The organism is Hyphomicrobiaceae bacterium (assembly GCA_041397645.1).
Taxonomy (GTDB): Bacteria; Pseudomonadota; Alphaproteobacteria; order Rhizobiales; family Hyphomicrobiaceae; genus Hyphomicrobium_B.
Genome location: JAWKWE010000005.1, coordinates 20,356 through 42,524, shown reverse-complemented (window position 1 = coordinate 42,524; position 22,169 = coordinate 20,356). Strand labels below are relative to the sequence as shown.

24 protein-coding genes are annotated in these 22,169 nt (G+C 59.1%); 18 read left to right on the top strand and 6 right to left on the bottom strand.

Annotation, left to right across the window (positions count from 1 at the left end; genetic code table 11):
- Positions 1-146: 146 nt before the first annotated feature.
- The 5 genes from pqqB (at position 147) to R3D51_14020 (ending at position 3,941) form a co-directional block, all read left to right on the top strand.
- Positions 147-1,079 carry a pyrroloquinoline quinone biosynthesis protein PqqB gene (gene pqqB, locus R3D51_14040; protein MEZ5900600.1) on the top strand — a complete coding sequence of 311 codons (933 nt, stop codon included), beginning with the start codon at positions 147-149 and terminating at the stop codon, positions 1,077-1,079.
- Positions 1,076-1,852, top strand: a complete 777-nt coding sequence (gene pqqC / locus R3D51_14035) for a pyrroloquinoline-quinone synthase PqqC (protein MEZ5900599.1) — start codon at positions 1,076-1,078, stop codon at positions 1,850-1,852. The genes pqqB and pqqC overlap by 4 nt, the downstream gene beginning before the upstream one ends.
- Before the next feature lie 5 nt (positions 1,853-1,857).
- Positions 1,858-2,172: a pyrroloquinoline quinone biosynthesis peptide chaperone PqqD gene (gene pqqD, locus R3D51_14030; protein ID MEZ5900598.1), complete on the top strand. Its 315-nt coding sequence runs from the start codon at positions 1,858-1,860 to the stop codon at positions 2,170-2,172.
- Between the two features lie 32 nt (positions 2,173-2,204).
- Positions 2,205-3,362 (top strand): pyrroloquinoline quinone biosynthesis protein PqqE, encoded by a 1,158-nt coding sequence (pqqE, locus tag R3D51_14025; protein MEZ5900597.1) that lies wholly within the window; start codon positions 2,205-2,207, stop codon positions 3,360-3,362.
- Between the two features lie 210 nt (positions 3,363-3,572).
- Entirely contained in the window at positions 3,573-3,941 is a 369-nt protein-coding gene (locus R3D51_14020) for a cytochrome c family protein (protein MEZ5900596.1), read from the top strand.
- Positions 3,942-4,010: 69 nt separating this feature from the next.
- On the opposite strand, the gene folK is transcribed toward R3D51_14020, so the two are convergent.
- Both folK and R3D51_14010 read right to left on the bottom strand, forming a co-directional pair.
- The gene (gene folK, locus R3D51_14015; protein MEZ5900595.1) at positions 4,011-4,541 is read right to left on the bottom strand and encodes a 2-amino-4-hydroxy-6-hydroxymethyldihydropteridine diphosphokinase; all 531 of its coding nucleotides are present in this window, start codon (positions 4,539-4,541) and stop codon (positions 4,011-4,013) included.
- A complete protein-coding gene (locus tag R3D51_14010; GenBank protein MEZ5900594.1) occupies positions 4,534-4,911 on the bottom strand; it encodes a 4a-hydroxytetrahydrobiopterin dehydratase in 378 nt (125 codons plus the stop codon). The genes folK and R3D51_14010 overlap by 8 nt, the downstream gene beginning before the upstream one ends.
- Before the next feature lie 158 nt (positions 4,912-5,069).
- Between R3D51_14010 and R3D51_14005 the strand changes: the two genes are divergently transcribed.
- The 7 genes from R3D51_14005 to fae all read left to right on the top strand — a co-directional run bounded on the left by R3D51_14005 (position 5,070) and on the right by fae (position 11,771).
- Positions 5,070-5,999, top strand: a complete 930-nt coding sequence (locus R3D51_14005) for a GHMP kinase (protein ID MEZ5900593.1) — start codon at positions 5,070-5,072, stop codon at positions 5,997-5,999.
- A 35-nt stretch (positions 6,000-6,034) separates the two neighbouring features.
- A complete protein-coding gene (locus R3D51_14000; protein MEZ5900592.1) occupies positions 6,035-6,940 on the top strand; it encodes an NAD(P)-dependent methylenetetrahydromethanopterin dehydrogenase in 906 nt (301 codons plus the stop codon).
- Positions 6,941-7,002: 62 nt separating this feature from the next.
- Positions 7,003-8,232 (top strand): ATP-grasp domain-containing protein, encoded by a 1,230-nt coding sequence (locus R3D51_13995; GenBank protein ID MEZ5900591.1) that lies wholly within the window; start codon positions 7,003-7,005, stop codon positions 8,230-8,232.
- Between the two features lie 12 nt (positions 8,233-8,244).
- Positions 8,245-9,222, top strand: coding sequence for a methenyltetrahydromethanopterin cyclohydrolase (mch, locus tag R3D51_13990; protein ID MEZ5900590.1), 978 nt, complete (start codon positions 8,245-8,247; stop codon positions 9,220-9,222).
- The gene (locus tag R3D51_13985; GenBank protein ID MEZ5900589.1) at positions 9,206-10,165 is read left to right on the top strand and encodes a RimK family alpha-L-glutamate ligase; all 960 of its coding nucleotides are present in this window, start codon (positions 9,206-9,208) and stop codon (positions 10,163-10,165) included. The genes mch and R3D51_13985 overlap by 17 nt, the downstream gene beginning before the upstream one ends.
- Positions 10,166-10,173: 8 nt before the next feature.
- Positions 10,174-11,022: a triphosphoribosyl-dephospho-CoA synthase gene (locus R3D51_13980; protein ID MEZ5900588.1), complete on the top strand. Its 849-nt coding sequence runs from the start codon at positions 10,174-10,176 to the stop codon at positions 11,020-11,022.
- A gap of 236 nt (positions 11,023-11,258) precedes the next feature.
- Positions 11,259-11,771 carry a formaldehyde-activating enzyme gene (fae, locus tag R3D51_13975; protein ID MEZ5900587.1) on the top strand — a complete coding sequence of 171 codons (513 nt, stop codon included), beginning with the start codon at positions 11,259-11,261 and terminating at the stop codon, positions 11,769-11,771.
- A 213-nt stretch (positions 11,772-11,984) separates the two neighbouring features.
- Here the strand turns inward: fae and R3D51_13970 are convergent, their stop codons facing one another.
- Entirely contained in the window at positions 11,985-12,353 is a 369-nt protein-coding gene (locus R3D51_13970; GenBank protein MEZ5900586.1) for a DUF4186 domain-containing protein, read from the bottom strand.
- A gap of 40 nt (positions 12,354-12,393) precedes the next feature.
- Positions 12,394-13,101, bottom strand: coding sequence for a HisA/HisF-related TIM barrel protein (locus R3D51_13965; GenBank protein ID MEZ5900585.1), 708 nt, complete (start codon positions 13,099-13,101; stop codon positions 12,394-12,396).
- 62 nt (positions 13,102-13,163) lie between these two features.
- Between R3D51_13965 and R3D51_13960 the strand changes: the two genes are divergently transcribed.
- The 6 genes from R3D51_13960 (at position 13,164) to R3D51_13935 (ending at position 18,552) form a co-directional block, all read left to right on the top strand.
- On the top strand, positions 13,164-14,183 hold the full coding sequence (locus R3D51_13960) for a hydantoinase/oxoprolinase family protein (protein MEZ5900584.1): 1,020 nt from the start codon (positions 13,164-13,166) through the stop codon (positions 14,181-14,183).
- Between the two features lie 119 nt (positions 14,184-14,302).
- The gene (locus tag R3D51_13955) at positions 14,303-15,178 is read left to right on the top strand and encodes a Ku protein (protein MEZ5900583.1); all 876 of its coding nucleotides are present in this window, start codon (positions 14,303-14,305) and stop codon (positions 15,176-15,178) included.
- 10 nt (positions 15,179-15,188) lie between these two features.
- Positions 15,189-15,431, top strand: coding sequence for a hypothetical protein (locus tag R3D51_13950; protein MEZ5900582.1), 243 nt, complete (start codon positions 15,189-15,191; stop codon positions 15,429-15,431).
- A gap of 22 nt (positions 15,432-15,453) precedes the next feature.
- Entirely contained in the window at positions 15,454-17,118 is a 1,665-nt protein-coding gene (ligD, locus tag R3D51_13945; GenBank protein MEZ5900581.1) for a non-homologous end-joining DNA ligase, read from the top strand.
- Positions 17,118-18,101, top strand: a complete 984-nt coding sequence (gene ligD, locus R3D51_13940) for a non-homologous end-joining DNA ligase (GenBank protein ID MEZ5900580.1) — start codon at positions 17,118-17,120, stop codon at positions 18,099-18,101. Before ligD (R3D51_13945) ends, ligD (R3D51_13940) begins: the two co-directional genes overlap by 1 nt.
- A 193-nt stretch (positions 18,102-18,294) precedes the next feature.
- Positions 18,295-18,552 (top strand): GlsB/YeaQ/YmgE family stress response membrane protein, encoded by a 258-nt coding sequence (locus tag R3D51_13935; protein ID MEZ5900579.1) that lies wholly within the window; start codon positions 18,295-18,297, stop codon positions 18,550-18,552.
- A 59-nt stretch (positions 18,553-18,611) separates the two neighbouring features.
- Here the strand turns inward: R3D51_13935 and R3D51_13930 are convergent, their stop codons facing one another.
- A complete protein-coding gene (locus R3D51_13930; GenBank protein ID MEZ5900578.1) occupies positions 18,612-19,487 on the bottom strand; it encodes a transglutaminase family protein in 876 nt (291 codons plus the stop codon).
- Positions 19,484-22,039: a circularly permuted type 2 ATP-grasp protein gene (locus tag R3D51_13925; GenBank protein ID MEZ5900577.1), complete on the bottom strand. Its 2,556-nt coding sequence runs from the start codon at positions 22,037-22,039 to the stop codon at positions 19,484-19,486. Before R3D51_13925 ends, R3D51_13930 begins: the two co-directional genes overlap by 4 nt.
- Positions 22,040-22,169: the final 130 nt, after the last annotated feature.

Genomic DNA, 22,169 nt, shown 5'->3' with positions numbered 1-22,169 from the left:
CGGACTCGCGATTATCCGTGAGTTTCCGGCGCGGCGGTCGATGAACTTCATCGGCCGCCGCAGCCATTTCTGGCACCCGGCGATATTTCCAGCATCGGCGACAATCAACTCCACCGGCGCCGGCGCGCCCAACTCGGCCTTTCGAAATGATCATCAAGATTCTTGGTTCCGGGGCGGGAGGCGGCTTCCCCCAATGGAACTGCAACGGTACGCACTCCGCAGCTGTTCGGGCAGGCAAGTCCGGTTACCGACCTCGCACTCAATCGTCCCTCGCAGTCTCTTCCGACGGGCGCAACTGGGTGCTGCTGAACGCTTCGCCGGATTTGCGCCAGCAGATCGCGGATAATCCCGAGCTTCATCCGGAAAAGACTGGAGCGCTGCGCAACAGTCCTATCAAGGCCGCCGTGCTGACCAACGCCGACGTCGATCACATCGTCGGTCTGATCAATCTCCGCGAGCGCCAGCCCTTCTCGATCTACGGCTCCGACCGCGTTCTGGCGACCATCGCCTCCAATTCGATTTTTGATGTGTGCGCGCATGACATCGTGCCCCGCATCACGCTGCCGCTCGATACCAAAACAGAGCTCACCGGCGATGGAATCGACCTTGGCTTGACAGTTGAAGCATTCGCAGTTCCAGGCAAGATTGCTCTGTTCCTAGAAAAAGGTGGCGAGAGTACAAACTACGGTAGCCGCGAAGGTGACACCATCGGTCTGGAGATAACCGACAACAAAACCGGCAAGTCATTCTTCTACATTCCAGGATGCGCCGAGGTGGATGAACCGCTGGCCAAGAAGATCAAAGGCGCCGATCTGATTTTCTTCGATGGCACGCTTTTCACCGACAATGAAATGATCGATCAGGGGCTGATGCAGAAGACCGGCCAGCGCATGGGACACATCTCGATGTCGGGATCTGACGGATCCATCGAGGTCTTCAAACCACTCAACATCAAGCGGCGCATTTACGTGCACATCAATAACTCCAATCCCGCACTCGATGAGAATTCGCCGGCCCGAAAGGCCGTCGATGCCTCCGGCTGGGAAGTGGGCTACGATGGAATGGAGGTCCGGATATGACCGCAATCAGCCTTGAACAAAAGAGCGCTACGGCGCGCGGCGAACAGCCGATGTGGACGCGCGATGAATTCGAAAAGCAGATCCGCGCCGTCGGACCTGAGCGCTATCACGATCTGCATCCCTTCCACCACATGCTCCACGGCGGCAAGCTCAACAAGGGGCAAGTGCAGGCGTGGGCTTTGAACCGCTACTGCTACCAGGCTGCCGTACCGCGCAAAGATGCCGCCCTCATCTCGCGCGTTCACGACCGGGAACTGCGCCGCGAATGGCTGAACCGCATCCACGATCATGACGGCCTTCCGCCCGAGGAACCGGGTGGCATCGAGCGTTGGCTGGTTCTAACCGATGGTCTGGGGCTTGATCGCGAATATGTAACATCAAGGCGCGGAGCACTCGCCGCTACCGTGTTCGCGGTCGAAAGCTACGTTACGTTCGTGCGCGAACAGCCGCTCACTGTTGCCGTTGCATCGTCGTTGACCGAGCTATTCGCTCCCAAGATCCACAAAGAGCGCATCTCTGGGATGCTGGAGAACTATGACTTCATCGACGACGAGGTGATGGCCTATTTCAAGCGCCGCCTGACCCAGGCCCCGCGCGATAGCGAGTTTGCGCTTAACTACGTTCTCGACCACGCCAAGACGCGGGATGAGCAGGAAGCCTGCGTGGAAGCGGTCCGCTTCAAGTGCAACGTGCTTTGGGTGCAGCTCGATGCGCTCTATAACGCCTATGTCGCCGGCAACATTCCGCCCGGCGCGTTTAGGCCGGAGGCTTGATTTAGATGACCGAGACCACACCCTCGTCCGCTGCACGTACCCGCGCGATCGTCGTTCTGACATCCAAGCCATCGCTGCCAAGACACATCAAGCTGCGCCATGACGCCGGTCGCGGTCGCTGGCTCATTCTCGCACCAGAGCGCGTATTCGAACCCGACGAGATCTCTGTCGAAATATTGAAGCGTTGTGATGGAGCGACGAGCGTCGAGGACATCGCGGCCGTGTTAGCAAAAGAATACAACGCACCGCTGCAAGACATCGTCAAAGACACCATATCCATGTTGCAGGAGCTTTCCGATAAGGGTGTCGTGAAAGCCTAATAGATAACGGAGTCCGGCCTACCATGAATGAGATCGCCGAGATCGCCCCGCTCGAAGAGTTCGGAGACGCAGTCGAGCCGAACCTGTGCGCGCGTGCGCCGGTCGGTCTGCTTGCGGAACTGACCCATCGCTGCCCGCTGCAGTGCCCGTACTGCTCCAACCCGCTGGAGCTGGAACGTGTGAATACCGAGCTGACGACCGCTGAATGGCAAGACGTCATGCGCCAGGCGGGTGAGCTCGGCATTCTGCAGATCCATCTCTCGGGCGGCGAGCCGACCGTGCGCAAGGATTTGGAAGACATCGTCGAAGTCGCCGCCAAGGCGGGGCTCTACACCAACCTCATCACTGCAGGTGTCACGCTCACACGTGATCGCCTCAAGAAGCTCAAGGATCTTGGGCTCGATCACGTCCAACTGTCGATCCAGGACGTGGATGACGAGAACGCGGAACGCATCTCCGCCTACAAGGGCGGCCTTGCCAAGAAGCGCGAGCTCGGCAAGTGGGTGCGAGAATTCGACATGCCGTTGACCATCAACGCGCCGATCCATCGCCACAACATGAAGAACCTGCCCCGCATCATCGACTTCGCCGTCGAGATGGGCGCGGAGCGGTTGGAAGTCGCCAATATCCAATACTACGCCTGGGCGTTGAAGAACCGCGCCGCTTTGATGCCGACGCGCGCCGAATTCATGAAGAGCGCCGAGATTGTCGAAGAGGCCAAGGAGCGGCTGAAGGGTATCCTGGTATTCGACTTCGTCGTGCCCGACTACTACGCCAAGACGCCGAAGCCGTGCATGGGCGGCTGGGGTCGCGGCATCATGAACATCACGCCGTCGGGTAAGGTGTTGCCGTGTCATGCAGCCGAAACCGTGCCTGGGCTTCAGTTCGACAATGTGCGCGAGCGCAAGCTTGCCGATATCTGGCTTAACGGTCAGGCCTTCCAAGCCTATCGCGGCACGAGCTGGATGAAGGAGCCGTGCAAGAGCTGTCCGCGTGCCGAAATCGACTTCGGCGGATGCCGCTGCCAAGCCATGGCTTTCACGGGCGACGCAAGCAATACGGACCCTGCGTGCAAGTTCTCACCTTACCACGCCGACTTCGTCGCGACAGCTGAGCGCGAAAGCGCGCAAGCAGACCCGCCGCCGTTCATTTACCGGCGCGTGGGTGGCGCCTCGAAGTCGGAAGAATAAGCCATCACGATGGCGCTGCAGTACGCATGCGCTCTAATCTGAATTCTTGATTGAAGTCATGAATTTAAGATGAGAAGATGTTTCGCCTTGGAGGTGCGGCATTTGGTTCAGCTTGGGTTCAGAAAAAGACTGTCAAATTGCCCGCGCTAGTTTAAAAAGCTTGGCGCTCTAACCAGGTGCCAAGAATGGCGAAACGAGAGGAAACACACGATGCGCAAGTGGGTTCTGGCGGCCGCTATGGTCGCTGCCATGCCGGTCGCGGCTTCTGCAGCCGATGCTGAGGCAGGCAAGACCGTTTTCAATAAATGCAAGGCCTGCCACCAGGTCGGTGAAGGCGCCAAGAACGCTGTTGGCCCCAACCTGACAGGCGTCATCGGTCGTAAGGCTGGCAGCGAGGAAGGCTTCAATTATTCGGAAGCCATGAAGAACTCGGGCCTGACCTGGGACGAGGCTACCTTCGAAGAGTACATCACGAACCCGCGCGCAAAGGTGCCCGGCAACAAGATGGTCTTCATGGGCCTCAAGAGCGAAGACGATCGCAAGAACCTCTTTGAGTATCTCAAGACCTTCAGCAAGTAAGGCTAGCGCCTGACTGCTCGAAACCGCGGCTCACTCGAGCCGCGGTTTTTTGTTGGCTACGCGCTTTGGTCATTGCTTCAATCCGTGCTCGATCGGAACAAGGTCTGAAGTATCCACGTCGCGCAGGAGATCGGTGATTTCCCGCCCATTGATCTTGAGACCAGGTGCGACCTCACGCAGCGGAACCAATACGAAGCCACGTTGCGCGATTAGAGGATGTGGCACGATCAGATCTGGCGTATTGATTGTCTCGTCCCTGTAGGTCAGCACATCGACGTCGATCAATCGTGGCCCCCACTTCTGGGCGCGCACGCGACCCATCTCATTTTCAACTGCAAGGCAACGCGCGAGCAAATCGTGTGGCGCCAATCCCGTCGCAACGCAGATCACTGCGTTGACAAACCAGTCCTGCTCTAGAACGCCCCAAGGCGCGGATCGATAATCTCGCGAGCGCGCCACCAGCACGATGTCGCCCCGCGCGGTCAACAACTCTACGGCGCGGGCAATGTTGGCGCGCTTATCGCCAACGTTCGAGCCCAATCCAATGGTGGCATCGAATGGACGATCGCCTTCTATTGGAACCGATGGCACGTCAGTCATATTTAATATAAGCGAAGCGCATATCGCCTTCCGGCGTGCCTTCCAGTCCCTTGCCTTCTTTGCCGGGCTGCCAGCCCACGACGTCCTCGATCTTGCACGCCAGTTCGAGGTCCTTGACGGTGATGCCCTTGGCGCTGTGGGTCATGAGGCGGACCTCTACCCAGGCATATGAAGCGGTGATGTCAGGGTGGTGCCATGCCGCCTCGGCCAGATGCCCGACGGTGTTGATCACCATCAACGTTCCCTTCCAACTGGCGGTCTTGTATGTGCGCTTAATCCACCCGTCTTCTAGCCGCCAGGCCGGAAGATTGGCTTTCAACCACGCTTCGACGTCCGCGGCGGGCATAGGAATTTCACGTTCTTTGCTCATATCTTGCCCTCGCTCAGGCTTTGCTGGACTCTGGCTCGAATAGACCCTACCTCGATGCCGTGCGCCAGGAAAACTCTCTTGCCTAGCCCACGGCCGCCCGTCACGTGAAGGACCAGAGAAATTTGAACCCGAGGAATACGAAGACTCCCGGCCTGAGAGTGAATGCGCCCGCTCGGCTCCATCTTGGATTTCTCGACCTCAACGGTTCGCTCGGCCGCCGTTTCGGCAGTATTGGGCTGGCCATCGACAAACCGCAGACGCGCCTCGTCATCCAGCGCGCGGCCAACCATTCGGCGCATGGCCCCGAAAGCAGTCGCGCACTTCATCTTGTTAGCCGCTTCTCAAACCACTCTGGCCAAGGCTACTCCGTAACCGTGGAAGAGGCCATTCCTGCCCACGCAGGACTGGGCTCGGGAACGCAGCTTGCCCTTGCGATTGGCGCGGCTATCGCCCAGCTGGAAGGGCGGCCTCTGACACCCTATGGCCTTGCCCAGTTGGGGGAGCGTGGAGCGCGGTCGGGTATCGGGCTGGCGGCGTTCGTTGACGGCGGCTTTTTGATCGATGGCGGCCGTGGCACGCACGATCAAGCCCCGCCGGTAACGCTGCGCGCTGACTTTCCGGACCATTGGCGGGTGCTTCTTGTTCTGGATCCGGCAAGATCGGGAGTATCGGGAGAGGCCGAGGTACTGGCGTTTAAGGCACTGCCGGTGTTCCCCGAGGAATGGGCAGCCACCATCTGCCGATTGATCCTAATGAAGCTGGTCCCGGGACTGAAGGAACTCGATATCCAGGCATTCGGCAGCGCACTGACCGAAATCCAGCAGATTGTCGGCGCACACTTCGCCAAAGCCCAGGGCGGAAGCCCATGGACAAGCGCGGCGGTAGGTCGCCTCGTTCAACGTATGGGCGAGCTAGGCGCTATCGGACTGGGGCAAAGCTCGTGGGGGCCCACGGGGTTCGCGTTCGTCGAGAGCGAGGAAGCGTCAGATCGCCTCTATCATTCTTTAGTCGAAGAGGCTAAAGCGGACGGACTTGAAATCGTCGTTGCGCGTGGTCGCAACACGGGCGCCACTATCGATCAAATCTAAATAACCAAAAAAAGATCTGGGAGTTTGAAGACGTTATGAGCGAAGCCACGCCCATTCTGCATATGCTCGACCCCCGCAAGCACGTTAGCCCCTTCGATGTGAACATGGCCGCTGACGCCGGTTATAAGGTTATCGTGCCTTACACCAGCGTCGAGATCGCTGATGTCACTCCGCTCATTCAGGATGCCATCTTCTCGCGTCCGCCGAACTTCGGCGTCCGCACTGGCTTCTTCCTTGGCGGCAAAGACGCCATCATGGCTCTGGACATGCTGGAAGCCGCCAAGAAGGCAATGGTGCCGCCGTTCGAATGCTCCGTATTTGCAGATCCAGCCGGCTCGTTCACGACAGCAGCCGCCATGGTCGCATGCGTTGAGCGTCAGATGAAGACGAAGCTCAACAAGAGCTGGAAAGACGTCACCGTCACAGTTTTTGGCGCAACCGGCGTTGTCGGTTTCGCTTCTTCGATCATCGCTGCGCTTGAAGGCGCGAAGGTTCGCCTTGTCGCTCATCGTGGCGTTGACCGCGTCATCAAGAGCGCGGCGATTTCCAAGGAGCGTTTCGGCGTCGATCTGGAACCGGTTGCAGGCGAAACGGCCGAGCAGAAGCGCGACATCATCTCTAATGCGGAAGTCATCTTTGCCGCCGCCGCCGCCGGCGTGCAGGTCGTTTCCAAGGAAGACAAAGAGATCGCCAAGAACTTGCTCATCGTGGCCGACGTCAATGCCGTACCGCCTCCCGGCGTCGACGGAATGGACCTGTTCATGGACGGCGTGGAACTGCCCGGCAGCAAGGCCCTCGGGGTCGGCGCACTCGCCATCGGCGACATCAAGTACAAGACGGAGTCCGGCCTCTTCAAGCAGATGCTTACCTCTGACAAGCCGCTGCTTCTCGACTTCCGTCATGCCTATGCGAAGGCCAAGGAACTGACTGGCCTCGCTTAAGCGCAAGCCCATCTTCCCCGAAGCGCTCGCTCATTGGGTGCTGAGACAAGACACCATCGAACATGGCCGGAGCGCATCCGGCCATGCAGCTTTCCGGCCCACATCAAAACTTCAACGCCATCGGCTTTCGGGCTGGATGCGGGACAGCGATAGCGATGTCAGGCGAAACGGTCCTCATTGCCGCATTTTCCGGGCGCGCGCTCGCGCAGTCTGCGCGCCGCGCCGGATTTGTGCCTCTCGTCGTCGACGCCTTTGGCGATGCCGACACACGCGCGGCGGCGGCGCATTATGTTCAACTCCCAGATGCAGTTCGCCGAGGCTTCTCCGCCAAACCGCTCCTTGCCGCGATCGAGACACTCATCGCTAAAGCTGCGACGCCGCCAATCGGCATCGTGCTCGGCTCAGGATTTGAAGATCGGCCGAAGCTCATCGAAAGCCTTGACGACCGCTATCGCCTTCTTGGCACAAAGGCCGAAACCGTCGCGGAATTGAAAAACCCAGGAACGTTCTTTCCGCTTCTCAAACAGCTTGGCATCGCGCATCCGCCTACCACTCTGAGCGCCCCGGACGACCGTGAAGGATGGCTTGCAAAGCGCGTCGGCGCGGCAGGCGGCGCGCACATCCGCGAGTTTGCAAATCTGCGCAGACCACACGCACGCCACTATTTCCAACGCCGCCTCAGTGGCGAGGCGAGATCCGTGATGGCCATCTCGGCGCAAGGGGGGCTTGCCATGGAGTTTTCACGTCAGTGGGTCTGCCCCAGCGCGCGCAAGCCGTTTCGCTACGGCGGCGCTGTCATCACAGAGTATGCGGAAACATCCCCCGAGCAGCAGATGGTCAGCGCGGCAGCCACTCTGGTCGAACTTCTCGACCCCGTTGGGCTGATCTCATTCGATTTCATCGTTAACGACGCCACAGCCTACCTGCTTGAGGTTAATCCGCGGCCGGGCGCAACGCTCGATGTTTTCGACGATCTTGATGGCAACCTGTTTCGCGCTCAGGTGGAAGCCGGGCTTGGCAACGGCCTTTGGCAGGATCGTATGCTGCCAAACGTGCAATCGCGCGCCTCAGCCCTCCTCTACGCTGACCGCGGGCCGTTGATCGCGGGAGAGCTGGAGTGGCCCGATTGGGTCTCGGACAGGCCGCTGCCAGGAACTACCATTGCCTCAGAACAGCCCTTAGCGACCGTCCACGCCGATGGCGCCAGCGCCGAAGATGCAGAAACCAATGTTCGCGCGCGCCTTTCAAGGCTCGCCGACCTCGTCTACACACAGTTTCAAAACAAGACTTGAGGAGACAATCCCATGCAGGCCACCACCGCCGGAGCGCCGGCCCCAAGCGTCAATGCTCTTGCTGGCAAGATCGTCGACAAGATCGCCGCCGATGCACTCGCGTTGCGCGTTGGCGTATCGACCGGCAATGCTGGCGGACGTCTGATCGATCTCGGCGCGGCAGTCCCAGGTTGCCTCGAAGCGGGACGCCTGCTTGGTGAAGTGTGCATGGGCGGGCTCGGCACCGTTCAAATCACCAAATCGTCGCCGTGTCCAAACTGGCCGCTGGGTGTCGTCGTGCATTCCACAAATCCGGTGATCTCGTGCCTTGGCTCGCAGTATGCGGGCTGGACCATCACCGACGACGCGACGGGCTTCTTCGCGCTTGGATCGGGCCCAGCGCGGGCCCTCTCGCGCGTTGAAGAACTCTATAAGGAACTTGCCTACGTCGACGGCGGAAAGACCGCCGCGCTCGTGATCGAGGGCGACAAGGCACCACCCGAGGCCGTCGCGACGAAGGTCGCTGAAGCGTGCGGGATCGCAACGTCAGGTCTGACAATTCTGTACGCTCCGACTTGGAGTCTCGCAGGCACCGTGCAGATTGCTGCGCGCGTCCTGGAAGTTGCCATCCATAAAGCCCACGAACTGCATTTCCCGTTGGAGAACATTCTCGACGGCACCGGCACCTGCCCAATCGCGCCGCCGTTCCCCGATTTCGTCAAGGCGATGGGACGCACGAACGACGCCATCATCTACGGCGGCCGCATCCACCTGTTCGTCAAGGGTTCTGACGCAGACGCCAAGAAGCTGGCTGAGGGACTGCCCTCCTCGTCTTCGAGCTCTTACGGCAAGCCGTTCGCGGACATTTTCTCGGAGGTGAACGGAGACTTCTATAAGATCGACCCGATGTTGTTCTCCCCGGCGCAGGTAATCGTGTCCAATATCGAGACTGGTGCGTCGTTCCATGCCGGAAAAATCGCGCCAGAGATTGTCGATGCCAGCTTCAAATGAGCTCACATCACCGCCAATGCAGCAACCTCCGCCAGACGGCGCGGGGTTGCACTTGGCGTTGCTGATCGAAGAAGGTCGCGGCGAGTGGCACGCACGCAGGATCGTGCGGGCACTGGAGGCGTGCGGCGCCAAAGTCACCGTTTCCTCGCTGCCCCATTGCGCCTTCGACACGGGACTTGAAAGCGGCATCGAAATTCCCGGCTTCGCAGGTCGGTTACCCGACGGCGTCTTCGTGCGCTCCATTTCCGCCGGAACGCTGGAACAGATTACCTTCCGACTGGGATTGCTGCACGCGCTGCGCGAAAGCGGCGTGCGCGTGTGGAACGACGCGCGCGTAATCGAGCGTTGCGTGGACAAATCGCAAACGACGTTTCTGCTGCACAAAGCAGTCATTCCCACGCCCCGCACTCGCGTCGTCGAAACGGAAGCGCACGCGCGCGAATACACGCAAGACCTCGACCGAACGCTGGTTCTGAAGCCGCTGTTTGGCAGCCAGGGCAAGGGCATCGGGCTCATTCATTCGCAAGCTGAACTTCCCACCGGCCCTACAGTTGATCATATGTACTATATGCAGGACTACATTGCTCCCAACGATGGCTTGTTTGAAGATTGGCGCGTGCTGGCGACCCGCCATCGGATTGTCGCTGCTATGACGCGACGAGGGACGAGCTGGGTGACGAACATTCACCAAGGCGGCAAAGCCAAGGCGCTCGTGCCCGATGCAGAAATGGCGGCAATCTCGATGGCGGCCATGCGGGCGCTCGATGCGGATTATGCGGGGATCGATCTTATCCGCACGCCATCAGGCCAGTTGCAAGTGCTGGAAGTGAATTCCAATCCTGCTTGGCGTGGGCTTCAAGCTGTCGCCGACATCAACATCGCGGAAGCTATCGCCCACGACTTCCTCACAACCGTCAACACGCACAGGGCAACGGCGCGATGACGCGGCCGGTGGCACCAAAAGCGATCGAGGTGTCGTTCATTTGTGCGTGCCAGGCTGAGTTGACGGCGCTCAAACCAGGTAACGTCCACATTCACAGCCCCGGTCACGGCATGGACGTGGCAACATTCGAGCGCGCCGCAGATGCCGCCGCACCGTATATCGCAGATCCTGAACTCAGCGTTGGCAAACGGATCCTGCGGGCGACCGAGGCAAGCGTTGCAGCAACGGGCGTCAATGCCAATCTCGGTATCGTTCTGCTTTGCGTACCGCTCGCCAAGGCTTCGCAGGAGGACGCACCCAACTTGGGGCTTCGGCGAAAGTTGGCAGACCTGCTTTCGCATCTCGATGAAGACGATGCCGACGACGCCTTTCAGGCTATCCGCCTAGCGAATCCTGCTGGTCTGGGGAAGGTCGAGAAAGGCGATGTGAGCATTTCCAATCCGCGCATGACCTTGATTGAAGCCATGCATCTGGCCGCCGAACGTGACCGCATCGCCAATGCGTACGTGACCGAATACTCAGACGTTTTCGACGTTGCACTTCCCGCGCTTGAGGAAGCGCAAAAGGCGGGTGAGCAGGAGCATCTTGCCATCACAACGTTGCATATGACCCTTCTGGCGGCATTCCCCGACAGCCATATCGTTCGCAAATGGGGACCTGTTGCCGCAGCCTCGGTGCAGGAACGCGCCCGCGAACTCGCTCCGCTGTGGAAGCCGATAACAACACCTAAGTCATTCAACGCGCTTCTTGAATTTGATCGTCAGCTCAAGCAGACCGGCTATAATCCCGGCACGACGGCCGACTTTGTCGTGACCACAAAGTTTGCTCAGAGTCTGATCAAACAGAAACAACCGTGAACACGTCACGGCGACCTACTTAAGTACTTGTCGAGACTGCCGACCTGGGGCTAATAGAGGGCCGTGTCCGCAAGGCACGATCGACTGGTCCGATGGTTGTCCGCGAATGGCTTTAGCCTTTCAGTGGAGCAGCAGGCGGGCAAGAAATCGCTAGAAGAGCAAAACAGCGAAGTCCCGGCATTCGACGGGGGAGCGTTGGTGCTCGTATCGTAATATTCGTGGGAGGAACCCCCCTTATGGCCAAAATCAACAAAGTCATGGTTGGCGAGTCGCTGGTTGGCGACGGCAATGAAGTTGCGCATATCGACCTCATCGTCGGTCCGCGTGGCTCGGCCGCCGAAGTTGCTTTCTGCAACAGCCTGACGAACAACAAAGACGGCTTCACGTCTCTCCTCGCCGTCATCGCGCCGAACCTGCCCTGCAAGCCCAACACGATCCTGTACAACAAGGTCACCATCAAAGACGCCCGTCAGGCCGTTCAGATGTTCGGACCGGCGCAGTACGGCGTTGCGAAGGCTGTTCAGGACTCGGTCGCTGAAGGCGTCATCCCCGCAGCTGAAGCCGACGATCTCTACGTCTGCGTTGGCGTGTTCATCCACTGGGAAGCTGCCGACGACGCCAAGATTCAGGACTACAACTATCGCGCAACAAAGGAAGCTCTTGCCCGCGCCGTTGCTGGCAAGCCGACGGCTGCTGAAGCTACCGCTCAGCGCAACTCGGTCGCTCACCCCTTCGGTGCGAAGACTTGAAGCGGAAACCGTCCGCAGCAGGACGATAATAAATACGACACCGCCCCTCCTATGAAGGGGGGTCTGCTGCAGCGATTGGGTAGATTCTTATCGGGCCGCTATAGCGGCTGACACGGCAGGAAGACCTGCTCGACCTGCCCAAGACTGAAACTACGAAGACCAACTACCGGCCGGTAAACCAACAGGTTTTACCGGCCGATTTTTTTCTCTGTTTCAACCGTGCGATGCTTGCCCAATATCGCTCAAAATCCATCGATTGATGGCCGCAAGAACATGGGCTGCCTCTGCCTCGTTCAAAGGCCTGCCGGATTCAATCCCGTACCATTTGCTCAAACATCCCCGGCAACATGTCGCCGTCGCATGCTGAGCAATGAAGACGGGATGGCCGCGCATGGGCGTCTGCTTACCGTCATTCTTTGGGTGAGCCGGGGCCAATTTCTGGGCGACGAAATCGGCCGCATGACGCCTTATGGTGGCCATTCCCTTGGCGGCAACGTAATCACGTTCGCGCGGACCCAAATGGAACCGGCTTCGAAACTTCGAACGTGCTAAGGCCCGAAAGACGTCATCGAGCGGACGCATTGAGTTTGCCCACCAGTTCCCGAACCATTCGCAGCAATTCCTATCGCACAGCCATCTTTTTCAACTGTGCAGGCGTGATCCGGCCCGAGTGGAGCGCGCTCGCCAGCAATACGCCTGCGGCACCCGCAGCCTTCACCGCCGCCAGATCGGCTGCGTCTCGCACACCACCAGCAGCATAGACCTTCCGCCGCCCAGCGCGCGCGATGATCTCGCCGACCCGCGCCAGATCCGGACCTTCCTCGCTGCCCACCCGCGCGAGCGTCATCACGATGATCCGATCGGGCCAAACCGATGCGTCCTCCAGCAACCGGCGCGGTCCCATGAACTCATCCCCGCGAAAATCGAGCGAGAGAATTGTGCGTTGCGGGCTTTCCGCCGCGATGTCTGAGAATTCACCTGCCTGCTCAACGCTTTCCGATCCCACAATCAGTGTCGTGACCGGAGCCGCCAGGACCGCGCGCGCAGCTTTGGGCGAGGTCACACCTGCATCGATCCAGATTTCCGACTGTCCGAGCGCCGCAGATAAACTCGGTACCAGGTGGACGTTCCGTCCACGTCCCTCAATCCCATCGAGGTCAGCGACATAAATCTTGCGGAACGGATAAAGCCCCATCAACGCCCTGGCTACAGCAGCAGGCTCCGCACTTTGCGTAAGCGGCGTGACAATGCGTTTGTAGCATGCCCTATCACCCTTGACGCCACGCACCACCTCACCGCGCGCAACATCGATGACGGGTACGACTTCCATATTGATTGCCTCCTGCGAGGTCTTGTGTATCACAAATGGGGGCAAGGAGTGCATGCAGGCAGATGTCTACGATCGTCGGATTGGACGTGGGCGGGGCCCATCTAAAGGCAGCAAGACTGGACAACGGGAGGATTGCCGCCATTCGTCAGCTCGCATGTCCTCTCTGGCTCGGCCTAGACCGGCTCGACGCCGCCTTGCGCGAGTTGCGTCCCCTGACAAACGACGCTTCGCGCGTTGCCATCACCATGACGGCGGAACTCACGGAAATCTTCGCCTCGCGCGAGGAAGGCGCCACCGTGCTGATCCAGCGATTGGCTGAGGTTTATGGCAGTTCGGCATCATTCTACATGGGTCTCAAAGGCCTACGTGACCTTCAATCGGCTCTTAAAGATCCCTCCAGCGTCGCTTCAGCAAATTTTCTTGCAACCGCACAATCCATCTCGGCGCGCAAGGCTGCTGCATTGCTCATCGACATCGGCTCAACGACCACAGACATCGTTCCGTGCGACCGGCCACAGGGATTGAGCGATGCGGAGCGCCTCCAGACCGGAGAACTGGTCTACACCGGCTTTACGCGAACCCCCGTTCCCTCGGTGAGCACACGTGCTCCTCTTTTGGGAACATGGCAGACCCTGGCACGCGATACGTTTGCGACCATGGCTGACGTGCGACGTCTACTTGGGGAACTGCCCGAGGGGGTCGATAGTCACGACACGGCCGACGGACGCAGTAAATCCGTGTCCGACAGCTTGCGCCGCTTCGCGCGCGGCTTCGGACGAGATGGCGAGGAACGCCATTTGCCCGTCTGGCAGGTTGCGGCAGCTTATGTTCGCGAAATCCAAATCCGCTCGATCTGCGATGGCGCCATGCAGGTGTTGTCGCGTCCGGGACTGACCGTAACAAGCGTCGTCGCTGCAGGGATTGGCGCGCCGGTTGCCGAGGTGGTGGCACGCCGTCTCGGATTATCGACTGTGACGTTCGGCGGCGTCATCGACGCACCTGTCGAACATCGCGCCTGGGCGACACGATGCGCCCCCGCCGTTGCCGTCGCCCTTACTGCGACCGGCCGCGAGCAAGGTTAAGAGTGCTCCTGCGGGGAACTTGCCGGCGCCAGGCGCGTTGGCGCCATAATGTGGGTGAAAGCGCCGGCAAACGCGCCTATAGTGTATTTCACCTCTCCCAGCGTACCAGGGGTTGCGTCATGCCTAAGAAGAGAGCCCGCGCATATTGGAAAGGCTTTCTCCGCCTGAGCCTCGTGTCGATCGGCGTCGAGATCTACAATGCCGTTGAATCGGCGGCGGAAATTACTTTCCGACAGATTCATAAGCCGTCCGGTCGCCGGGTGAGCTACGAGAAGGTCGTGCCGGGCATCGGCAAAATCGAGAACTCCGATATCGTCAAGGGCTACGAGGTCGACGACGACACCTACGTCACGCTCGAGCCCGAAGAGATCGATGCCGTCAAGCTCGAAAGCAAGAAAACAATCGATCTTGTGCAATTCGTCGATGCCAAGGAAATCGATTATCGCTACTTCGAGCGTCCCTATTTTATCGCACCGGCCGATGAGCTGGCAGCAGAAGGTTATGTCGTCATCCGCGATGCGTTACGCAAATCCGGCAAAGTGGGTCTAGCGCAAGTGACGATCGGCGGACGCGAATGGCTGATCGCGATCTCGCCGTTGGAAGACGGTCTCATCATGGAGATGTTGCGTTACGCCGACGAACTGCGCGATCCGGCCGACTATTTTGACGAAGTCCCCGACATGAAGCCCGACAAGGAGATGATCGATCTTGCCGTTCAGCTCATCGGCAAGAAGTCGTCTCCCTTCAAGCCAGAAAAGTATCAGAACCACTATCAGACTGCGCTGAAGGAACTGGTGCAAGAGAAGCTCAAGGGCCGCAAGATCGTTGCACCGCACGAAGAGGCAAGACCCAAGGGCGCAAACGTCGTCGATCTGATGGAAGCCTTGAAGCGCTCCATCGGTCAACAACAGGCGTCGGGTGGCGGCAAGAAGGCTGAGAAAACCTCCAAGACGCCTGCGAAGACCAAGACCTCAAGAGCCAAAAAATCGGCTTGAGATCACGAGCATGAAGACGGCCCCTTCCCAATTGCGCCGCAAGCTGTTCATGCTCGAACCGCGCGTGCTCAATGGACTCGAAAGCCTTGCACGAGAACGGGGTAAGTCAGTGAACCAATTGGCCGATGAGGCGTTGCGTCAGTTCTTGAAGACAAATGCTCAGCCTCTCACTTTGCGCGAGGCGCTAACGCAGAGCGCGCGAACCACAGCCGATAACGATGCTGGCAACAGGCCCAAACGATTAAAGTCCTGACCGTCCTTAACAACGATATTGCATGGCGAAAGCTCTTGCCGAATACGAAGCGAAACGAGACTTCAGCCGGACGACAGAGCCGCGCGGAAGTCGCGGCATACGGCGCGCCGAATACCCGCGCTTCGTCATACAGAAACACGACGCGACCCGCCTCCACTACGATCTGAGACTTGAGGTTGATGGCGTCTTCAAATCATGGGCGGTTACTCGCGGCCCGTCACGCGATCCGGCCGACAAGAGGCTCGCGGTCGAAGTCGAGGACCATCCGCTGGCTTACGGAGATTTCGAAGGCACCATTCCTGAGGGCGAATACGGCGGCGGCACCGTCATGATATGGGACCGAGGTTACTATTCGCCTCTGGGCGACGATACGTCTGCCGAAGCGCTAGCCAAAGGCGAGCTAAAGTTCAATATCGCGGGTGAGAAGCTGAAAGGCAGCTTCGTACTGGTCCGCATGAAACGCGATTCCCGCGTATCACCACGCAACAACTGGCTCCTCATCAAGCATCGCGACAGTTACGCAAAGCCCGGCGATGACGATGCGCTGCTGAAGAAAGATCGCTCGGTCGCCTCAAAACGTAATATGGGCCAAATCGCAGCCGGAAAGGGAAATGGCCCAGTCCCATTCATGCTCGATGGTGGCCGCGCGGCTCAACCCGACGCTGTTTGGCACTCCGACGCTTTACATCCAAATGACGATGATGCGTCACCGCGAGCGCGCAAAGCTCGCGCGCTCGCCAAGTCCGTGTACGCCAGCGACATCAAACAGGCGGAGTGGTCCGGCAACACCGTGGCGGGCGTCGCGATTTCCAATCCCGTCAAAGCGCTGTGGCCTAAATCTGCAGGCAGCGGCGCCATAACCAAGAAAGACCTCGCGCAATACCTTGCAACCGTCGGTCCCTGGATGATTGCACATATCGAGGGACGCCCCTGCTCAGTTGTGCGCGCACCCGACGGCATCGGGGAGCAAACTTTCTTCCAGCGCCACATCATGCAAGGCGTGTCAGATGCCGTCACGCAGCTGAAGGTTTCGGGAGATCGCGAGCCATACCTGCAGATCGACACTGTAGAAGCGCTCGTTTCAATGGGTCAGCTGGCAGCTCTTGAATTCCACCCTTGGAACTGCGCGCCTTACGAGCCGTCGGTGCCTGGTCGATTGGTATTCGATTTGGATCCCGCGAGTGACGTGACCTTCGACGCGGTCGTAACGGCCGCGCGCGAAATGCGCGAACGGCTGGAAAAATTGGGGCTTACTGCCTTCTGCAAGACGACGGGCGGAAAAGGGCTGCATGTCGTAACGCCGCTGAAAACCACGCAAGCCAATGCAATGAGCTGGCGTGATGCCAAGACGTTTGCGCAAGCTGTCTGCACCCAAATGGCTCATGACAGCCCAGACCGCTATCTGACGAAGATGACGCTCAAGCTCCGAAGGGGTCGCATTTTCCTCGACTACCTGCGGAACGACACCAAGGCCACCGCCGTCGCTCCGTTGTCGCCGCGCGCGCGGCCGGGCGCGCCGGTTTCGATGCCCTTGAATTGGGGACAGGTCCGCGCGGGACTTGATCCGAAACGCTTCGATATTCGCTCAGCGCCCAACCTGCTCTCCCGTTCAAAGGCGTGGGACGACTACGCGCGCGCCGCCACCCCGTTGAAGTCGGCCATCCAAAAACTCATTGGCAACGCGTGATGGAGCTGAAGCACCAGACCACGGGGGAGCAGAAGCTTGGGCCACGCTTCATAAAGCCCTGCCTTGCCAAGCTCGTCCACGCACCGCCAAACGGATCGGCCTGGCTGCACGAAATCAAGTACGATGGTTATCGACTTCAGGCCCGGATCGGCGAGGATGGTCACATCTCGTTCAAAACGCGTAATGGACTGGACTGGACCGAGCGCTTCGCAGCTCTTGCACCCGAGTTCGCGAAACTCAAAGTGAAGAATACAATCATCGACGGCGAAGTTGTTGTCCAAAATGACAAGGGAGCTTCAAACTTTGCACTGCTGGTCGAAGACCTGAAGGCGGGCCGCTCAAACCGTATGCTATTTTATGCATTCGACCTGCTCTATCTCGATGGCCACGACACCCGCTCCTTGCATCTCATGAACAGGAAGGAGCTGTTGGACAAACTGTTGTCGAAGCTTCCAAGGAACGCGCATCTTCGCTTCAGTCAGTACGTTGCTGCGGAGGATGGGGCGACGCTGCTGTCGGAGGTCTGCAAGCTTGGCCTTGAAGGCATCATTTCAAAGCGCGCGGACAGGGCCTATCGATCCGGCCGCCACGACGATTGGCTCAAAATCAAATGCACCCTCACGGATGAATTCGTGATTGGCGGATATACCGATTCCACTGCCATGAAGGACGCCATTGGCGCGCTTCTGCTGGGAACATTCCAGCACGGGAAATTTGTCTACGCTGGCCGCGTCGGGACCGGCTTTTCGCAGGCAACCGCCCACGCACTCTGGAGCGACCTTCAAGTATTGCGGCGCAAAACATCGCCATTTGTGCAGAAGCTCACAACCGAGCAGCGCCGCAACGCGATTTGGGTTTCGCCAGAGTGGGTTGCACAGATTGAGTACCGGTCGTGGACTACCGACAATCTGCTGCGTCACGCGACCTTCCGGGCACTGCGCGAAGACAAACTGGCGCGGGAGGTCGGCACTCCAAGCCGATAAAATTTCTCCCTCATATGCGTGGAGGGGCGCGCGCAATCGCAAATCATGTTAGGAATCGCATCGCGGAACCGTATGCGACGTAGAAGCATTTTCTCCGATTATCGGAACGGAAGGCCGCGACCTGACCTGATGAAGCGGCTTTCAGTTTCGCGCGTGAAACTTATTGCGACTGCACAACATAAGGGGAAGGTTCATGACAATTGAAGCACTCATCGTTTGGCTCGTGATCGGCGCGATCGCCGGGTTTCTCGCTGGCCTCCTCGTTAAGGGGTATGGCTTCGGTCTCATCGGAAATATCGTTGTTGGCATCGTTGGCGCATTCGTCGCCGGCTGGTTGTTCCCAAGGCTCGGCTTTTTTGCCGGCGGCGACATGGTTAGCACGATCATCTCCGCCACAATCGGCGCAGTCATCCTGCTGTTGTTGATAGGTTTGGTCAGACGAGCGGCCTGAGCTTTCAAGGACAAGGCTTAGGCACGCGCTCAAGCCTTGTCCTTTCGACTGACTGCTAATCACGATATGGGAATAACATCCACGGCTACAGCAACGGAGTGCTTTCCGCCCCCCAGCAGCACGCCGGTAATCGGACACACGTCGTTATAATCTCGCCCTTCGGCAACGACGATGTGCTCTTCGCTCGCGACGATACCGTTCGTCGGATCAAGTCCCTGCCAACCGGACTGCGGCGACCACACCGAGATCCAAGCATGAGATGCGTCGGCGCCCTGCAACTTGGGCTGTCCAGGCGGAGGATGGGTGAGAATGTAGCCGCTCACGTATTTTGACGGCACGCGGAGTGCGCGCATACACGCCAGCGCAAAGTGCGCGAAGTCCTGGCATACGCCGCGCCGCTCGATGAAGACCCTGGATACCGGCGTGGAAACATCCGTCGCGGTGGGATCGAATTTGAAATCGCGGTAGATCCTGCACATCAGGTCTTGTGCTGCTTCGAGAACGGGTCTGCCCGGCGTGAATGACGCCAGCGCATAATCGGCAATCTCGAATGAAGCGTTCGTCAGCCCCGAGGGATTGCGGTACTGAACGACGTCGAGATCGACAAGGCCGCCCACAGGGGCAAGAACATCGTCAAGCGCGTCCCAAGGCGTCGTACTGGAAGCATCCACATAGAGGGGTGGCGAAGTTTCAATGATCGAGCGCGCGCACAAGACCAGATCCTCGTGCGGACGCTCGATCTCCAGCGCGGTCGTCGGATTGGCGAATGCATCGTAGCCGTCATGGCGCATCGTCGGGGCGGGCTCGATGATGAGACTATGGCGATGGATGATCTGAGCTGGGTTCTGGCGGGGTGCCAGGTGCACGACATGCTGCGATTGAACTACCGGCTCGCTGTAACGGTAGGTAGTCCGGTGACTGACCTCAAACTTCATGGCACCGTCTCGCTGCGCGTATGCACGCGATGGGGCGTATCGTCTGCCGGATTGAAGTAGTGTCGGCCGATCGCATTCGAAAGCTCCGGCAGCAGCTCAAGCTGCTCGCTCATGAGCCTCGCCAATTGATCTCGGGTCTTGGCGGCGCCCAGTACCTCCACATCCGCCAAACGAACAGCCGTCAGGGCCGCCAGCAGTAAACGCTTGTCGTCGGGCAAAGGCGTGCCGCGAACACCCTCCGGCAATGCGTCCAGGTGCTGAGAGGTGGCGTTGAGCTGATAGGCCAGCGAGCGCGGATTTGTCTCGTCAAGCAACAGCAAATCGAGCGTGAGAGGAAGCTTTGGATCGATGCGATAACGCGAGCGGTATGTGATGTAGCTGTCAGCAAGCTCAAGCATCAGACGCAGCGCGTTGGTCTCTTCCTCCGGCTCCTCGACACGCGAGAACAAGGTGTCTATCAATTCACACAGGTTGTACGCACGCTCCACGCGCCGACCAACGTCGAGGAAACGCCAGCCGAAGTTTCGCGTCATGTTCTCGTGCATCAATCCGCTGAACGCCGAAAGCGATGATAAACCCTCGTCAAGTAGATCCAGAACCGTACTCGCGCTCGCACGCGTCAATTCGTTGAGATAGGCGTCTCCGGGCCTGAACTTGCTCAGCGTTTGCCATGCCTCGAACGATAAACGGTCACGGCCCAGATTTGCACAGCGATAGAGATCCTCGCACGTGTGCTTTAGCGTGCGATAACGATCGGCGCCGGAGGTCAGCTCGACACAAAGCCTTTCGATTTGCCGATCCGTCGTCCGTGGCTGCAGCGGGCCCGATTTTTCAAGAAGCGTCCGCAGACATTTCTCAACTGCGGTCAAGCCATCGAGATCGCCGCTGTCCTCTTCGATCCGTCGATACGCGCCGCGCAAGACCCGCATGAGCCAATCGGCACGCTCGTGATAGCGTCCGAGCCAGAAAAGATCGTCAGCGACGCGGCTTTGAATGACACGTTGAGAGCGTTCCACGCGCGCATTTTCCATGCGGGGACGCCAGAGGCTGACATGCGGGCGCTGTTCTGCATCGGAGAGCACCCAGACGTCGCGGTTGTGTCCATCAATCGTGCTGAGCGCAACAGCACGGCCCGGGTCAACCGACATCGCAAGCCCGCCCGGCATAACTTCGTAATCGCTACCCATGTTGGCGACGAAAAAGCGGATCGCGAAAGGACGGCTCGATAGCGTCTCGCCTTCGATCGTCGGCGCACGGCTGAAACCAAATTCTTCCTCGGCGACAAGCGCCGCACCTCGCATGGTGATCGAGCGCACGAGTGCATCACGTTCGACTGACGACAACGCGCGCGGCTCTTGACCAAGCTCCGCCTGGCCCGGACGCCCTGTACCTTCCTGGGCTTTGCGAACGATGTAGGTATCGAGGTTGTCGAGCACCTCGCGGCGCGACTGAGGATCGCCCAGCCAGTGACGCCTTGCGTCAGGCAAAAGCAGATCTTCTCCGAGCAGATCCCGCGAAAGGCGAGAGAGATATGGACCGAGCCCGCGGTTCTGGACGAGGCCAGAGCCGACCGCATTCACGATGAGATGCGGCATCGCGCGGTTCACTCGCAGTAATCCCGCAGGCCCCGACAATCCGCCAGGATCAAGCTCAAGCGCATCGATCTGACGACCATCCACGCAGCGAACCAGAAGATCGACCTCTTTCAGACCCTCAAGGGTCTTGAGGTAGACTTGGTTGCCCTTGGTCCTGAGATCCGGACCCTCGACCAGAATGTAGCCGAGATAGCGCGCCAAGTAAGCGTGGGAGAAATAATCCTGATCGGTCGGTCCCGGCGTCAGCAGTGCAATCCGCGCATTGTCGCGACCGGCACTCGCCGTCAACGAACCCTGCAGGTTCTGGAAAAACTGAGCGAGCCGCACCGCATTGCAGCGTCGGAATATATCGCCCGTAACGTGCGAATGAACCACGCGATTGGCGATGGCATACCCCATGCCCGCCAGCGTTTCGGAGTGGTTGTCGATGACCCGCCACTGCCCATTTTCATCGCGCGCAATGTCGGCCGCAAAAAAGCGTAACGGCCCCGCGTTTGGCAAAATACTCTGACACGGGCGAAGGAAGGTAGGGTCGGCGAAAACCAGTTCGGCCGGAATGGCGCCGGAACTCATCAAAGTCTGAGCGCCGTAGATGTCTTGCAGAATGAGGTTCATCAGCCGTGCACGTTGGCACAGCGCTTTTTCAAGCCACCGCCACTCGCCTGCGGAGATGACGACAGGCGCTAGGTCTATTTGCCATCTCTGAGTGGGGCGGGTGGGATGAGAAAAGATGTCGAAATCGACGCCGGCTTCGCGCACACGCTTGGCAAGCCGGTCCCCTCGGGCACGAATCTCGGATGTCGGCAGTGAAGTCAGTTCGGAAAGGAGCGGCGACCAGTGCGAGCGAGGACGGCCTTGGGAATCGAACGCCTCGTCATAGCCGCGTTCTTGGGCACGGCTCTGGAATGCAAAGAACGTATCTGCCGACTCCATATCGAGTGGAGCCCTGTGCTTCATAGCCACGGCGCCTCGCCTGATATCCCCCCGCGCAAGGTAATCGCCCTCTACGACCTCCCCGCATCAGTCGAATGCTAACACGGCGAATCGCGCAACTTGCATAGGAATCTTATCAGTATGACGAACGCGA

What these genes read in the sequence shown, in the direction of transcription:
- R3D51_13935 (MEZ5900579.1), top strand. Translation starts at nt 18,295, where the DNA reads ATGACAATTGAAGCACTCATCGTTTGGCTCGTGATCGGCGCGATCGCC.
- R3D51_13950 (MEZ5900582.1), top strand. Translation starts at nt 15,189, where the DNA reads ATGAAGACGGCCCCTTCCCAATTGCGCCGCAAGCTGTTCATGCTCGAA.
- pqqD (MEZ5900598.1), top strand. Translation starts at nt 1,858, where the DNA reads ATGACCGAGACCACACCCTCGTCCGCTGCACGTACCCGCGCGATCGTC.
- fae (MEZ5900587.1), top strand. Translation starts at nt 11,259, where the DNA reads ATGGCCAAAATCAACAAAGTCATGGTTGGCGAGTCGCTGGTTGGCGAC.
- R3D51_13965 (MEZ5900585.1), bottom strand. Translation starts at nt 13,101, where the DNA reads ATGGAAGTCGTACCCGTCATCGATGTTGCGCGCGGTGAGGTGGTGCGT.
- mch (MEZ5900590.1), top strand. Translation starts at nt 8,245, where the DNA reads ATGCAGGCCACCACCGCCGGAGCGCCGGCCCCAAGCGTCAATGCTCTT.
- pqqC (MEZ5900599.1), top strand. Translation starts at nt 1,076, where the DNA reads ATGACCGCAATCAGCCTTGAACAAAAGAGCGCTACGGCGCGCGGCGAA.
- R3D51_13985 (MEZ5900589.1), top strand. Translation starts at nt 9,206, where the DNA reads ATGCCAGCTTCAAATGAGCTCACATCACCGCCAATGCAGCAACCTCCG.
- R3D51_14010 (MEZ5900594.1), bottom strand. Translation starts at nt 4,911, where the DNA reads ATGAGCAAAGAACGTGAAATTCCTATGCCCGCCGCGGACGTCGAAGCG.
- ligD (MEZ5900580.1), top strand. Translation starts at nt 17,118, where the DNA reads ATGGAGCTGAAGCACCAGACCACGGGGGAGCAGAAGCTTGGGCCACGC.
- R3D51_13970 (MEZ5900586.1), bottom strand. Translation starts at nt 12,353, where the DNA reads ATGCGTCCGCTCGATGACGTCTTTCGGGCCTTAGCACGTTCGAAGTTT.
- R3D51_14000 (MEZ5900592.1), top strand. Translation starts at nt 6,035, where the DNA reads ATGAGCGAAGCCACGCCCATTCTGCATATGCTCGACCCCCGCAAGCAC.
- R3D51_13930 (MEZ5900578.1), bottom strand. Translation starts at nt 19,487, where the DNA reads ATGAAGTTTGAGGTCAGTCACCGGACTACCTACCGTTACAGCGAGCCG.
- R3D51_13925 (MEZ5900577.1), bottom strand. Translation starts at nt 22,039, where the DNA reads ATGAAGCACAGGGCTCCACTCGATATGGAGTCGGCAGATACGTTCTTT.
- R3D51_13955 (MEZ5900583.1), top strand. Translation starts at nt 14,303, where the DNA reads ATGCCTAAGAAGAGAGCCCGCGCATATTGGAAAGGCTTTCTCCGCCTG.
- R3D51_13995 (MEZ5900591.1), top strand. Translation starts at nt 7,003, where the DNA reads ATGGCCGGAGCGCATCCGGCCATGCAGCTTTCCGGCCCACATCAAAAC.
- R3D51_13960 (MEZ5900584.1), top strand. Translation starts at nt 13,164, where the DNA reads ATGTCTACGATCGTCGGATTGGACGTGGGCGGGGCCCATCTAAAGGCA.
- ligD (MEZ5900581.1), top strand. Translation starts at nt 15,454, where the DNA reads ATGGCGAAAGCTCTTGCCGAATACGAAGCGAAACGAGACTTCAGCCGG.
- folK (MEZ5900595.1), bottom strand. Translation starts at nt 4,541, where the DNA reads ATGACTGACGTGCCATCGGTTCCAATAGAAGGCGATCGTCCATTCGAT.
- pqqB (MEZ5900600.1), top strand. Translation starts at nt 147, where the DNA reads ATGATCATCAAGATTCTTGGTTCCGGGGCGGGAGGCGGCTTCCCCCAA.
- R3D51_14020 (MEZ5900596.1), top strand. Translation starts at nt 3,573, where the DNA reads ATGCGCAAGTGGGTTCTGGCGGCCGCTATGGTCGCTGCCATGCCGGTC.